Genomic DNA, 13,846 nt, shown 5'->3' with positions numbered 1-13,846 from the left:
GCAGTCGGGAGCTCTTGGTGGTCCGCGGCCGTCGTGACGGCAACCGGGACACCTTACCGCTTTCCACGCGCCGACCACCAATCGCGGCTCCGGCACCCCGGGGTCGGGCCTCCGCCCGACCAGCCCGCCTGACCGGCTGGATAGTCTCGCGTGGGTGATCACCGTTGCCGGCGTGAGTCCGTCCATCGACATCGTCTACCTGGTCGACACCCTGACCCTGGGTGAGATCCACCGCCCGACCGAGGTGGTGCGGTGTGCCGGCGGGAAGTCGCTCAACCTCGCCCGGGCCGCCCGGACCCAGGGGGCGGCCGTACAGCTGACCGGGCTCTTCGGCGGTTCGACCGGCAGTTGGTTGGCCGAGGAACTCGCCGCCGCCGGGGTCACGGTCGCGGCGGTGCCGGCCGATGCGCCCACCCGGACCTGTGTGTCGATCGCGTCGGCCGCCGACGGCTCCCTGACCGAGGTGTACGAACGCGCCGCGGCCGTGTCGGCCGAGACCTGGCAGGCCTTCCTGGCCCGGATCGACCAGATGCTGGTCGGACATCCGGGCTGGCTGGCACTGAGCGGCTCGATGCCGACCGGGTTACCACCCGAATCGGTTGTCGACCTGCTCGAGCTGGGCCACGACCGCGGCGTCGCGGTGGCGGTCGACACCCACGGCGACGGACTCCGGGCGGCGGTCACCGCAGGACCCGACCTGATCAAGGTCAACCGTGCCGAGGCGGCGGCCTTCCTGGCGGTACCGGCCGACACCGAGCTGGCCGAGCTCGCCGCCGGGCTGCGCGCTGCGGCCGGCGGCGCGCAGGTGGTGCTGACCGACGGGGCGGCCGGGGCGCTCGCGCACGACGGGACCGTGACCTCGGCGATACTGCCCGGGGTGCACGGCACCTATCCCGTCGGCAGTGGTGACTCGTTCATGGGTGGGCTGTTGACCGGCCTCGATGCGGGCCACGACCTGGCCGAGAGCCTTCGTACGGGCATGGCGTGCGGTACGGCGAACGCGCTGTTGCCGGGGCCGGGCCGGTTCGACCCGGACGAGGTGGCCCGACTCAGCGAGCTGGTGGAACTGCGATGACCACCAACGAGCTGGGGTTCGGACGCGGCCCGCTGACCGAGTTGATCAACAGTGCCGAGACGCTGGACGTCCAACCCTGGCAGCCGTTCCCGGCCATCACCGACCGTGCCGCCTGGCAGTCCTTGCCCCCTGCGGTGGTCGAAACGATCATGACGGACGCGGCCGCCGCGGCCGCGGCACCGTGGCCGGCACTACCGGCCCGGCTCTTCGGTGACTACCTCGCCACCGGCAACCGGACCCGGTTCGAGCACCCGTACTTCGAACGGCGCCACCAACTCACCGCACTGGTGCCCGCCGCCGCGATCACCGGCAGCGTGGACGACGAGCTGGTCGACCGGCTGTGGTCGCTGTGCGAGGAGACGACGTGGTGCGTTCCGGCACACGACCGTCGGCGGCTGCCCGACCCGGCCACCCCCGTGCTCGACCTGTTCGCCGCACAGTCCGGCGCCCAACTGGCGCTGCTGGTGTCGGTGCTCGGCCCGGCGTTGGACGAGGTCTCCCCCGTCCTGGCCGAGCGGGTGGATGCGGAGATCCGCCGTCGGGTGGTCGAGCCCTACCTGGCCCACGACGACTTCCGCTGGCTCGGGCTCACCACCGCCAAGCTCAACAACTGGAACCCGTGGGTCAACCTGAACGTGTTGATCTCCGGTCTGACCGTGCTCACCGAGCCGGCCGACCGGGTGGCCCTGGTCCGCCGCGTGGCCGCGTCGCTGGATGCGTACCTGGTGATCATGCCCGATGACGGCGGGTGCACCGAGGGCCAGAGCTACTGGGCACAGGCCGCGTCGAAGGCGATGGACGTGGCCATGATCATCCGCGACGTGACCGGGTTGGACGCGACCCGGCTCCCGGTACTGGTCGCCGCCGCCCGGTACCCGGTGGCGATGCACGTCGCCGGCGACCGGATGGTGCAGCACGCCGACGGATCCGGTCGTTACATCCAAGATCCCCACCTGCTCCACCGGTACGGCGTCGCCGCCCGGGATGCCGAGCTGCAGCAGTTGGCCTGCCACCTGCGCGACCTGGGGCTGCGCGCAACCGGTGGCGCGATCACCCTGTGGGACCTGCTGTTGCAGGTGACCGACCGCGACTACCACGCGCGACCAGTCGGGACGCCGGCACCGAACGTCGGACGCGTCTGGTTCCCCCGGACCGAAGTGTTGTCGGTACGGGAGCGCCCGGGCCGGGCCGACGGCCTGCACCTGGTGGTCAAGGGCGGCCACAACGACGAGGAGCACAACCACAACGACGTCGGCAGTTTCAGCATCGCGCTGGACGGCCGACCGGTGGTGGTCGACCCGGGCGTCGACAACTACACCTCGAAGACCTTCGGACCGCAGCGGTACGAGCTGTGGCCGATGCGCTCCGGCTGGCACAACCTGCCGGTGATCAACGGCGTGGAACAGCACGCGGGCAAGGAGTTCCGCGCGACCGACACCACGGTGACCGAGTCCTCGGACGAGTCGTACGGCTTCGCCACCGAGCTGGCGGCCGCCTGGCCGGCCGCTGCCGGCGTCCGGTCGTGGCGCCGCGAGTTGATCATGGACCGTGACGGTCGGAGTGTCACGATGACCGACACCTACGGCGTCCCCGAGGTGACGAGCCTCGAGCTGCCGGTGGTCGCGGCGGCGGCGCCCCTGCCGGGTCCGGGCCGTACCCGACTGGGCGGGTTGATCATGGAGCACCCGGGGCTCAGCGCCACCGTCGAGGTCCGCGAGGTGCCGTCGCGCTCGCGGATCAGCGAGACCTGGCCCGACGGGCTGTGGCGGATCAGGTTGACGCCGGAACGCCTTCGACCACAAGGATCGTGGCAGCTGCGCTTCACCCGCGCGGCCGACTGACGCAGGCTGATCAGGCCGGGTCGGGCCCCGGTCTGGCGGGGTCAGGCTGGGTCGGGCCGGTCAGGCTGGGTCGGGCCCGGTCAGGCCGACTCGAGCTCGAGCCGTCGTCGGACGTCCTCGACGTCGTGGGCGATCTGCGCCATCAGGGCCTCGATGCCCTCGAACTTGACGTTGCCGCGCAGTCGCGACACCAGGTCGACCGCGACCTCGACGCCGTACAGCTCGAGATCGTCGCGGTCCAGCACGTGGGCCTCGACGACGGTGGCCGGTACGTCGTCGAAGGTCGGGTTGGTGCCCACCGAGATCGCCGCCGGCAGCCGTGGGGTGTCCGGCTCGTCGAACCGGGTCAGCCACCCGGCGTAGATGCCGTCGGCCGGTGCGAGTTGGCGTGGCCCGACGGGCAGATTGGCGGTCGGGAAGCCGAGCTCCCGACCGCGGCGGTGCCCCTCGACCACCGTCCCGGAGAACCGGTACGGCCGCCCGAGCAGGTCGGCGGCATGCTCGACGTCGCCGTCGGCAACGGCCTTCCTGATCTTGGTGGACGAGCAGGCGTCGGCCTGCAACGCCAACGTGTCGACGGTGAACCGGCCACGACCGAGTTCGGCCAGTTGGGCCGGGTCGCCGGCCGCGCGATGGCCGAACCGGAAGTTCTCCCCCACCACGACGAGCTCGGGGTCGATCGGGTCGATCACCCGGGTGACGAACTCGGCCGGGGTCCACCGCGAGACCTCATGGGTGAACTCGACCTCGACCACCTCGTCGGCCCCCGCCGCCCGCAGCAGCACCCGTCGCTCGGTGTCGTTGGTCAGCCGGCGCGGGGCGACCGCGGGCCGTACGATCTCCATCGGGTGCGGGGTGAAGGTGACGGCGACGACCCGTCCCGTGCCCGGGGCCGCCTGGTCGGCCAGCCGGTTCGCCTCGGCCAGCACCGCCCGGTGGCCGCGATGCACGCCGTCGAAGTTGCCGATCACGACGATCGTGCCGGTGTCACCCATCAGCTGCCCTCCCCGGACGCCTGCGCGGTACGGAACACCGCAGCTGGTCGCCCGTCGGGATGGTACAGCGCGAGGAACACCCCGCGGTGACACACGGCGACAAGCTGGTCGGCCCCGGTCGAGGCGTCGCGGGTGGTGGTGCTCGAGCCGGCTCGGACGACGACCTGCCCGGGCAGCGTGATCCGGCGACCGTGCCCGACGTCGGCGGCGCGGTCGGCGTCCACCTCGACGACGTCGAAGGTGTCGCGGGCCACCTGGTCGATGGCGATCACGGTGAGACTGGTGGTGTCGTCGGCCAGCGATTGGGCCGAGCTGATGTCGTACGGTCCGACCCGGGTCCGGCGCAGTGCGGTCAGGTGACCGCCGCAGCCCAGGTTGGCACCCAGATCCCTTGCCAGGGCACGGATGTAGGTGCCTGAGCTGCACTCGACCTCGACGTCGAGGTCGAGGAACTCCCCTGCGGTTCGGCTGTCGAGCAGGTCGAAGCGGTGCACGGTCACCCGCCGCGAGGCGAGGGTCACCTCCTCACCGGCCCGCACCCGGGCGTACGAGCGCTGCCCGTCGACCTTGATCGCCGAGACCGCACTCGGCACCTGGTCGATCTCGCCGGTGAACCGGGGCAACTGCTCGGCGACCTGTCCGGCGGTGACGTGGGCTGCGCCGGGCGTGGTCAGCAGGTCCCCCTCGGCGTCGTCGGTGACGGTGGTCGCACCGAGCCGGATGGTCGCCCGATAGGTCTTGTCGGTGAGGGTGAGGTGGCCGAGCAACCGAGTCGCCCGGTTGACCCCGAGGACCAGCACCCCGGTGGCCATCGGGTCGAGCGTGCCGGCATGACCGACCTTGCGGGTGCCGAGGATCCGACGGGCCCGGCCGACGACCTGGTGGGAGGTCAGCCCGGCCGGCTTGTCGACGACCACGATCCCGTCGGATCGGGCACCAGTCATCGACGTGGTCACTCGTCGTCGTCGGCGTCGGGCTTCTTCTTGTACGGGTCGGCCTCGCCCGCGTACTGCGCCCGGGCGGCCCGGTCGGCCACCTCGGCGTCACCGCTGCGGGCCTTGGCGAGCAGGTCCTCGATGTGGCGGGCGGACTCCGGGACGGCGTCGAGGATGAACACCAGTCCGGGAGTGTGCCGCAGTCCGAGCTGCTTGCCGACCTGGGCGCGGATCACTCCGGTCGCCGACTGCAGCGCGGCCTGCGTGGCCGCCCGGTCGGTGTCGTCGCCCATCACGGTGTAGAAGACCGTCGCCTCGCGGGTGTCGCCGGTGAGGCGGACGTCGGTGATCGTGACGAAGCCGAGCCGCGGATCCTTGATCCGACGCTCCAGCATCTGGGCGACGATCTCCTTGATCTGGTCGGCGAGCCGAAGCACCCGTGGGTTGGCCATGATCAACAACTCCTTGCGACGGCTCGGTGGCACCGAGGACGGACGCCCCAGTCTAGTTCGCCGCGGCCCGGCCCGTACGGAGGCCGCCGGCCCGGTGCCGGTCCGCGAGCCCGGGGGTCGGTCTCAGCGCTTGGGCCAGCTCCAGGTGGGTTGGTCGAGCAGCCCCTCCCGGCCGGCGACCGAGGTCTCACCGGTGTCCTTGACGAGCTCGACCACCCCCACCCCGTCACCGGCGGCGAGCCGCTCCACCAGCGTCTGGTTGTGGCTGACGACCACGAGTTGGCTGTGCCCGGCCGCGCGGAGCAGCAGATCGGCCAGCGGGCCGAGGAGTTCGGGGTGGAGGCTGGTCTCCGGCTCGTTCAGCACCAGCAGCTCCGGTGGGCGAGGACTGAGCAGTGCGGCCGCCCACACCAGATAGCGCAGCGTCCCGTCGGACAGCTCGGCCGCCCGCAGCGGTCGCAACATCCCGGGCTGCCAGAGCACCAGCTCGAAGCGGCCCGCGGCGACCACGATCTCGACCCGACTTCCCGGGAACGCCGCCGACACCGCCCGGTCCAGCGCACCACCGTCACCGACCTCGACGATCGTCTGCCAGGCCGCGGCCAGATCGGCACCGTCGCCGCTGAGCACCGGCGTCCGGGTCCCGATCCGCGGCTGCCGGGCGGGCGCGTCGGCATCGGTCCGGACCTGGTCGTAGAACCGCCACCGTCGGACCTGTTCGCGCAGCACCAACAGCTCCGGTGCGGTCTCGGGGTCGGCGATCTCGCTCAACATGCTGTCGTACGGCCGCAGCTCGGGCAGCTCACGCCAGCCGTCGTCGGTCCGCACCCGGACCCGGCCGCCCGCGCGGTCGGCCTGCAAGGTGGCGGGCCGCAGCCGAGGCCCCATCCAGGTGCACTCTCGCTTGATCTCCGGGTCGAGCTGGAACATCGAGGCCGGTGGTCCGCCGGGCTGCGGGTGGCCGAAGTCGACGGCGTAGGAAATCTCGTCAGCGGCGAACCCCAACCGGAGCGTCACCGGACCGGAGCGGCGGGTGCCCTGGATCGGCTGCTCACCGTCACGCATCGCCTTGCTGATGACCTCGGGCCCGGCCCACAGCACCGACGTCATGCCACCCTCCCGGGCCAGCGCGGCGACCGCTCCGTTGCGTGCGCTGTCGGCGAGCAACCGAAGCGCCCGGTAGAGGCTCGACTTCCCGGTCCCGTTGGCGCCGGTCACCACGGTGAGGTTGGTCAGCTCCAGCACGAGGTGCCGCAACGATCGGTAGTTCTCGACGGCGAGCATGGTGATCACGACCCCCAGTCTGCCCGCGACGCCGGACAGGAACCGAGCTCCCTACCGGGAACGCCCGTCGCGCCCGTCGAGACGCGCCCGGGAGGGGCCTGCGCCGTAAAAGTGGGCGTCTCAGCGACACACGTGGACGTGAGCTCCACCTGTGTCGCCCTGGCGCCCGTCCTCACGCCTGTCCCTCCTACTGCCCAGTCGACGGTGGCTCGGAAACGACGAACGGGCCCGCCCCCACTCGGGGACGGACCCGTTCCTCACAGGGTCAGGCGTTCAGTCGCGCGCCTTCTCCCGCATCTCGTACGTCTCGATGACGTCGCCCTCCTTCACGTCGGAGTAGTTCTGCAGCGTCAGGCCGCACTCGTACCCCTCACGGACCTCGGTGGCGTCATCCTTCTCCCGCCGCAGCGACGAGACCTCAGTGTCGGCGATGACCACGCCGTCCCGGAGCAACCGTGCCTTGGCGTTGCGGCGCATCACACCGCTGGTGACCAGACAGCCGGCGATGACGCCGACCTTGGACGACCGGAAGGTGGCCCGGACCTCGGCGGTGCCGAGCTGGACCTCCTCGTAGATCGGCTTGAGCATGCCCTTGAGCGCCGCCTCGATCTCCTCGATCGCCTGGTAGATGATCGAGTAGTACCGGATGTCGACGTTCTCGGCATCGGCCAGCTGGGTCGCCTTGCCCTGAGCGCGGACGTTGAAGCCGATGATCACCGCACCGGAGGCGGCGGCCAGCGACACGTTGGTCTCGGTGATGGCACCGACACCGCGGTCGATCACACGCAGCGACACCTCCTCGCCGACGTCGATCTTGCTCAGCGCGTCCTCGAGGGCCTCGACCGAACCGGACCCGTCGCCCTTCAGGATCAGCAGCAGTTCGGAGGCCTCGCCCTTCTCCATCTGCTCGAACAGCTGGTCCAGCGTCTTGCGACGGGCCCCCATCGCCTGCATGGCTGCCCGCTTGCGGGCCTCCCGCTGGTCGGCGATCTGCCGGGCCGTACGGTCGTCGGACACCACGATGAACGAGTCACCGGCGCCCGGGACCCCGGCCAGGCCGAGCACCTGGACCGGCATCGACGGTGGCGCTTCGTCCACCGACTCGCCGTGGTCGTCGAGCAGGGCACGGACGCGGCCGTGGGCCGGGCCACACACGATCGAGTCGCCGACCTTCAAGGTGCCGCGCTGGACCAGCACCGTGGCCACCGGACCACGACCCTTGTCCAGGTGCGCCTCGATGGCGACGCCCTGGGCGTCCATCTCCGGGTTGGCACGCAGGTCGAGCGCCGCGTCGGCGGTCAGCACGATCGCCTCGAGCAGGGTGTCCAGTCCCTCCCCGGTGGCAGCCGACACGTCGACGAACATGGTGTCGCCGCCGTACTCCTCGGCCACCAGCCCGTACTCGGTCAGCTGCCCGCGCACCTTCGACGGGTCGGCACCCTCCTTGTCGATCTTGTTGACCGCGACCACGACCGGCACGTCGGCCGCCGTGGCATGGTTCAACGCCTCGATCGTCTGCGGCATCACACCGTCGTCGGCGGCCACCACCAGCACGGCGATGTCGGTCGACTTCGCACCACGGGCACGCATGGCGGTGAACGCCTCGTGACCCGGGGTGTCGATGAAGGTGATCGCCCGCTCGTTGTCGTCGACCTCGGTCGCGACCTGGTAGGCACCGATCGCCTGGGTGATGCCGCCGGCCTCGCCACCGGCCACGTTGCTCTTGCGCAACGAGTCGAGCAGGCGGGTCTTGCCGTGGTCGACGTGACCCATCACGGTGACGACCGGCGGCCGTGCGGCCAGGTCGTCCTCGTCGCCCTCGTTCTCACCGAACTCGATCGAGAAGCTCTCCAACAGCTCGCGGTCCTCGTCCTCGGGCGAGACCACCTCGATGTCGTAGTTCAGCTCGGCACCGAGCAGTTGCAGCGACTCGTCCGGGACGGACTGGGTCGCGGTCACCATCTCACCGAGGTGGAACAGCACCTGCACCAGCGCGGCCGGATCGACACCGATCTTCTCGGCGAGGTCGGTCAGCGAGGCACCTCGACGGAGCCGGACCTTCTGGCCGTCACCCTGCCGGACGCGCACACCGCCGATCGACGGTGCCTCCATCTCGTCGAACTCTTGACGCCGCTGCTTCTTGGACTTGCGACCACGACGCGAGGGGCCACCCGGACGCCCGAAGGCACCCTGGGTCCCGCCACGACCACCGCGACCACCGCCACGTCCCGGCGGCGGACCGCCGAAGCCGCCGGGCCCACCACCGGGACCGCCACGGCCCGGGCCGCCACCGCGACCACGACCACCCGGCCCACCGCCGGGGCGACCGCCGCGAGCGGGCGCACCGAGCTGGCCGGAGCTCTGCTTGGGCATCATCCCCGGGTTGGGACGCGGCCCACCCGGACGCGGCCCACCGGGGCCGCCCGGGCCACCCGGACCAGCCGGGGCACCGGGCCCACCGCGACCCGACGGCGGACGCGGTACGGCCGGCCCACCTTCGGCGCGGGGCGGCCGGGGACGCTGGGTCCCCATGCCCTGACTGGACGCGAACGGGTTGTTGCCCGGACGGGGTGCACCACCGGGCCGCGGGGCCCCCGGACGGGGGGCGCCACCGGGACGACCACCCTGGCCGCCCTGACCACCCGGGCCGGGCCGACCGGGCGCCGGACGCGGCGCGGGCCGCGGTGCGCCACCGGGCAGGCCACCGCTGGAGCCGGGCCGCGGCTGCGGGCGGGAGTCCCTGGCCGCCGGACCGGGCCTGGGTGCCGGACCCGGACGCGGTGTGGGGCGGTCGCCCGCGGCACCGGCGCCACTGCGCGTACCGTCCGGGGCCTGGTTGCCGGCGTCGGCCGCCTGCGACTCCCCAGCCTTCGACTCCCCTGCCTTCGACTCCCCTGCCGGTGCTTCCGCCGGCTTGGACTCGGCGGGCTTCGGCGTGGCCTTGGCGGCCGGGGCCTCCGACGGGGCTGCCGACTTGGCCGCAGGTGCAGCCTTGGCGGCCGGGCCGGGACGCGGACCGGGACGGGCACCGGGGGCAGCCTTCTTGGCCGCTGGCCCGGGACGGGCGCCGGAAACGGGGGTACGGGTGCCCGACTTGCCACCCTCGGCCTTCCCACCGTCGGACTTGCCGTCACCGTCGGACATCCGGTCACGCAACCTGCGGACCACGGGCGCCTCAACGGTGGAGGAGGCCGATCGGACGAACTCCCCCATGTCGTTCAACGTGCTGAGTACTACCTTGCTTTCGACTCCGAGCTCTTTAGCCAGCTCGTAGACACGGACCTTTGCCACTGCTCTCCTTCAGGTCCGTGCCGTGCGTCGGCGCGAACCAGTTAGTTGATGTGAGTGCTCATCGAGCGTTTCTCATCGAGTCGTCATGAGCTCATCGCCCACTTCCTGGTCGAGACCTGACCCGGGATTGGGTCAGGCATGCTGAGCCATCTTACGCCCACGCGGGAGGCGCTGCCCAATCCGGCCGTCACGCCCGGTCGGCAGCCGAATCGCTACCGGCGGGTACGGCCGTACGCCAGACCCGCCACACCTGCTCGGGATCGACCACCGGGTTGCCGTCGGAGCCGGTCCGCCGCAGTGCCCGGCCGATCGCCCGTCGGCGCAACGCCTCGGTCAGGCACCGTTCACTCGGGTGCAGGTGGGCGCCACGACCGGGCAGCACCTTGCGCACATCCACCACGACCGCGCAGGCCACCGGGTCGTACACCATGCGGATGAGTTCGGATCGCTCCGCCCGGCGTCGGCAACCCACGCACGTACGGACCGGCTCAGCCATCGGAGGGTCCCGACGACTCACCGTCGCCGCGGGGCAGCCGATCCGAGGACGACCCGTCATCGCGGATCTGCCCGTGCCCCCAGTATCGGACGGGCCGGTCGTCGTCAGGCCGGAACGGAACCAGCCGGCGCCCAACCTCGATCATCAGCGGCCGGCCGGTCCACAGCTCCACCTCAGGCGCCAGCTCGGCGACCAACTCCTCCGGCACCTGAACCCGGGCGGTACGACGTCCGGAGCGGGTGAACGGGGTGGCTGAGCGCAGCACCAAGTACGGCCCGCCCTGCGGCACACTGAGGGTGACCGACTCCAGGGCGTCCCACCGTACGGCGAAACTGCCCAACGAGTTCGTCAACTGCACCCCCGCCGATTCGAACCGCAGGCGGACCTCGCGACGGAACCAGAACCACGCCGCGGCACCGAGCATCCCCACGTGGAGCACACCCAGCACGATCACCGCCGCCAGCGGCGGGGCCTGGAACACCAGGGCGCCGGTGCCGACGAGGCAGCCGAGCACGAGAAGGATCGCGAGAGCCACCTGCGTCTGGCCCGGCCACGCGAGCTCCAGCAGGCCCTCACCCCGGGCCACCACCCGAGGGCTGCCGAGTGCCGCAGGACCCGGTCCGCCGGGGCGGGCGTCGCTCACGAACCCGCCGCGCCGCCGGGCTCGGTGTCGGGTCGGATGTCGATCCGCCAACCGGTGAGACGGGCCGCCAGCCGAGCGTTCTGGCCCTCACGCCCGATCGCGAGCGACAGCTGGTAGTCCGGCACCACGACGCGGGCGGCCCGCGCCGCGAGGTCGACCACCGTCACCGAGCTGACCTTCGCCGGCGACAGCGCCTGTCCGACGAAGTCGGCCGGATCGTCGGACCAGTCGATGATGTCGATCTTCTCGTCGTTCAGTTCTGCCATCACCGTCCGCACCCGTTGCCCCATCGGGCCGATGCAGGCACCCTTCGCCGACACGTTCGGATCGGTGGAGTGCACCGCGATCTTGGTGCGGTGGCCGGCCTCCCGGGCGATCGCCTTGACCTGCACGACACCGGACTCGATCTCCGGCACGTGCATCCTGAACAACTTCTCGACCAGCCCCGGGTGGGTCCGCGACACGACGACCTGCAGGCCTCGCACCTCGCGGCGGACCGCGATCACGTACACCCGCAACCGCTTCATGTGCGCGTAGTCCTCACCGGGCACCTGTTCGGCCAGCGGCAGGATCGCCTCGATCTGCCCCAGGTCGACCCGGACCGTCCGGGAGTCACGGTCGGCCTGCACGACACCGGAGACGATGTCGCCCTCGACACCGGCGAAGTGGCCGTACTTGGCGTCGTCCTCGGCACTGCGGATCCGCTGCGTGATCACGTGGCGGGCGGTCGCGGCGGCGACCCGGCCGAAGCCTTGGGGGGTGTCGTCGTACTCCCCGACGACGTTGCCCTCCTCGTCGAGCTCGGGCACCGACACGGTCACGTGACCGGACTTGCGGTCCAGGGTCACCTTGGCGCCCTCGGCCGCGTTCGGGGTCTTGTCGTACGCCCCGAGCAGGGCCTCCTCGATGGCCTCGACCAAGACGTCGAAGGGGAGTCCCCGTTCACTCTCCAGCTGTCGCAGCAACGAGATGTCGATGTCCATGTTCAGTTCTCCTTCTTGCTGAATTCCACCTGGACGAGGGCCTTGTGGACCTCGGCCCAGGTGATGGTGCGGGGTGTGCCGTCCACGTCGAGCACGGCGTGCTCGTCGGTGACCTCGGTGATCCGGCCGGTCACGGGTTCGGGTTCGTCGGTGGTGACCTTGACCAGCCGGCGCAGGTTGCGGCGCCAGTGCTTGGGCTCGGTCAGCGGACGTGACAGGCCGCGGGAGGTGACTTCGAGGGTGAACGGGGCCTGCCCGACCACGGGGCTGTCGTCGAGGGCGGACGACAGGGTCTTGGTCGCCTCCGCGATGTCGTCCAGCATGGGGCCGGTGCCGTCGGGTCCGTCGCCGTCCACCACGACGCGCAGGATCCTGCGCTTGCCGGCGGGGTGGACCTCGATCGCCTCGAGCTCCAGGCCGAACTCGGCCAGCAGCGGCTCGAGCATGGTGCCGATCCGTGCCTCGTCCATCGCTACCGTCCTTCGATCCAGTTGTCACTGCACTTGTGTGTCACTGCACTTGTGTGTCACTGCACTTCTGCGTCACTGCACTTGTCACCGTGCGCCCGGTCCGGCCCGTACGCAGCGGGGCCGGTCCGATCCGGGTCGACACAGCTTACCCATCCGGTGCCCATGACGGGGGCAACGACGTGCAGGTAGGTTCGGCGCCGTGTCGCACCATGCCCACCCCGGCCCTCGAGCCCGTCGAAAGGACCCTCGAGCCCGTCACCACACCCCTCGCGCCGGTCGAGCGGACCCTCGAGCCCGTCGAGAGGCCATGACCGTCGGGCATCCGACCGCAGCGGCACCGCTGATCGGGGGGTCCCGGTGACAACAGGAGGTACGGGACCCGGGCTGACGCGGCGCGCGATGGTGGGCTCGCTGCTGGCGGTCGGCGGCCTGGCGGTGGCGGGCTGCTCGGTCACCGGGGGCCCGACCGTTGATCCGCTCCCGGCGACCTCGCGACCGACGCCGACCCCCACGCCGACGCCGACCCTGACTGGCCTCGCCGAGGGGCTGGCCGCCGAGGTGACCGCCGCCGCGATGTGTCACGCCGTCGCCGAGCGTCGTTACGAGTTGCCCGGTGCGGCGATCGCCAACCTGACGACGTTGGCCACCGTCCATGATCGACACGTCGAGGTGCTGTCCGGCCCGACCCCGACCCGACGGCCGGCCCCCGGCTCCGCAACGCCCACCACCACCCCGGCCCCGCCGACGATCACCCTCGACCCGGACCAGGCGAAGGCCGTTGCTTCGGTGCAGGCGTCGCTGCGCGACGCGACGGCCACCCACCGGGCTGCCGCGGTCACGGCCTCGGGCCTCGACGCGTTGTTGTGGGGGTCACTCGCGGCCGCGGCGAGTCAGGACGCCGTCCTGGTCGGCCGGACCACGCCGATCCCCGCACCAGTCGCCGAGCCCGCGCACGAGGTCCCGGACATCCCGCTCGACACCGAGGGTGCCTCCATCCTGATGCGTCAACTGCACGCCGCCGTGTACGGCTACCAGGTCGCGATGGAGGAGCTGCGTGGGGAACAGTCGGAGCCGTACGCGCAACGCCTCGGTCGCCTGCGCACCCAACGCGACGGACTCGCCCGACTGCTGCGGACCCGCGGGATCGCCCCACCGGCCGCCGAACCCGGGTACGACCTGGCGCCGGTCGACTCCGCTGCGGCCGCGCTCGCCCTGGTCAGCGAACTGGAGAGGGCACTGCTCCCCCACCAGGGTCGGTGGCTCGCTGCTGCCGGGCCCGCCGGGATCGGTCCCGCGGTCGACGGCGTGATCGACGGCGCGACCATGGCGGTCATCGCCGGCGGGACCCCGCTGATCTGGCCCGGCTGGCCGACCTGACCCG

The 13,846-nt window shown here is 71.6% G+C and carries 12 protein-coding genes; 3 read left to right on the top strand and 9 right to left on the bottom strand.

The features are described from left to right. Window positions 1–172: 172 nt before the first annotated feature. Both ACQBAU_RS07180 and ACQBAU_RS07175 read left to right on the top strand, forming a co-directional pair. Entirely contained in the window at window positions 173–1,075 is a 903-nt protein-coding gene (locus ACQBAU_RS07180) for a 1-phosphofructokinase family hexose kinase (protein ID WP_434551663.1), read from the top strand. After that, window positions 1,072–2,916 (top strand): heparinase II/III domain-containing protein, encoded by a 1,845-nt coding sequence (locus ACQBAU_RS07175; protein WP_465255774.1) that lies wholly within the window; start codon window positions 1,072–1,074, stop codon window positions 2,914–2,916. Before ACQBAU_RS07180 ends, ACQBAU_RS07175 begins: the two co-directional genes overlap by 4 nt. 80 nt (window positions 2,917–2,996) lie before the next feature. Here the strand turns inward: ACQBAU_RS07175 and ACQBAU_RS07170 are convergent, their stop codons facing one another. From ACQBAU_RS07170 to rimP, 9 genes are all read right to left on the bottom strand, one after another. After that, the gene (locus tag ACQBAU_RS07170) at window positions 2,997–3,911 is read right to left on the bottom strand and encodes a bifunctional riboflavin kinase/FAD synthetase (protein ID WP_434551665.1); all 915 of its coding nucleotides are present in this window, start codon (window positions 3,909–3,911) and stop codon (window positions 2,997–2,999) included. Beyond that, window positions 3,911–4,855, bottom strand: coding sequence for a tRNA pseudouridine(55) synthase TruB (gene truB / locus ACQBAU_RS07165; RefSeq protein ID WP_434551666.1), 945 nt, complete (start codon window positions 4,853–4,855; stop codon window positions 3,911–3,913). Before truB ends, ACQBAU_RS07170 begins: the two co-directional genes overlap by 1 nt. 8 nt (window positions 4,856–4,863) lie before the next feature. Continuing rightward, window positions 4,864–5,298: a 30S ribosome-binding factor RbfA gene (rbfA, locus tag ACQBAU_RS07160; protein WP_434551667.1), complete on the bottom strand. Its 435-nt coding sequence runs from the start codon at window positions 5,296–5,298 to the stop codon at window positions 4,864–4,866. A gap of 123 nt (window positions 5,299–5,421) precedes the next feature. Continuing rightward, window positions 5,422–6,582 carry an AAA family ATPase gene (locus ACQBAU_RS07155; protein WP_434551675.1) on the bottom strand — a complete coding sequence of 387 codons (1,161 nt, stop codon included), beginning with the start codon at window positions 6,580–6,582 and terminating at the stop codon, window positions 5,422–5,424. Between the two features lie 273 nt (window positions 6,583–6,855). Next, window positions 6,856–9,873 carry a translation initiation factor IF-2 gene (gene infB / locus ACQBAU_RS07150; protein ID WP_434551668.1) on the bottom strand — a complete coding sequence of 1,006 codons (3,018 nt, stop codon included), beginning with the start codon at window positions 9,871–9,873 and terminating at the stop codon, window positions 6,856–6,858. 187 nt (window positions 9,874–10,060) lie between these two features. Continuing rightward, on the bottom strand, window positions 10,061–10,303 hold the full coding sequence (locus ACQBAU_RS07145) for a YlxR family protein (protein WP_465259474.1): 243 nt from the start codon (window positions 10,301–10,303) through the stop codon (window positions 10,061–10,063). Window positions 10,304–10,361: 58 nt separating this feature from the next. Next, the gene (locus tag ACQBAU_RS07140) at window positions 10,362–11,012 is read right to left on the bottom strand and encodes a hypothetical protein (RefSeq protein ID WP_465255772.1); all 651 of its coding nucleotides are present in this window, start codon (window positions 11,010–11,012) and stop codon (window positions 10,362–10,364) included. Next, window positions 11,009–11,995, bottom strand: coding sequence for a transcription termination factor NusA (gene nusA, locus ACQBAU_RS07135; RefSeq protein WP_465255771.1), 987 nt, complete (start codon window positions 11,993–11,995; stop codon window positions 11,009–11,011). The genes ACQBAU_RS07140 and nusA overlap by 4 nt, the downstream gene beginning before the upstream one ends. A 2-nt stretch (window positions 11,996–11,997) precedes the next feature. Then, window positions 11,998–12,465 (bottom strand): ribosome maturation factor RimP, encoded by a 468-nt coding sequence (gene rimP, locus ACQBAU_RS07130; protein WP_434551672.1) that lies wholly within the window; start codon window positions 12,463–12,465, stop codon window positions 11,998–12,000. A 399-nt stretch (window positions 12,466–12,864) separates the two neighbouring features. Here rimP and ACQBAU_RS07125 point away from each other — a divergent pair, with 399 nt between their 5' ends. After that, on the top strand, window positions 12,865–13,842 hold the full coding sequence (locus ACQBAU_RS07125) for a DUF4439 domain-containing protein (protein ID WP_465255770.1): 978 nt from the start codon (window positions 12,865–12,867) through the stop codon (window positions 13,840–13,842). Window positions 13,843–13,846: the final 4 nt, after the last annotated feature.

The organism is Carbonicoccus niuqiaonis (assembly GCF_050157065.1).
Taxonomy (GTDB): Bacteria; Actinomycetota; Actinomycetes; order Propionibacteriales; family Propionibacteriaceae; genus Avipropionibacterium.
The sequence above is the reverse complement of the archived record's forward strand: the minus strand, read 5'-3'. Positions and strand labels throughout refer to the sequence as shown.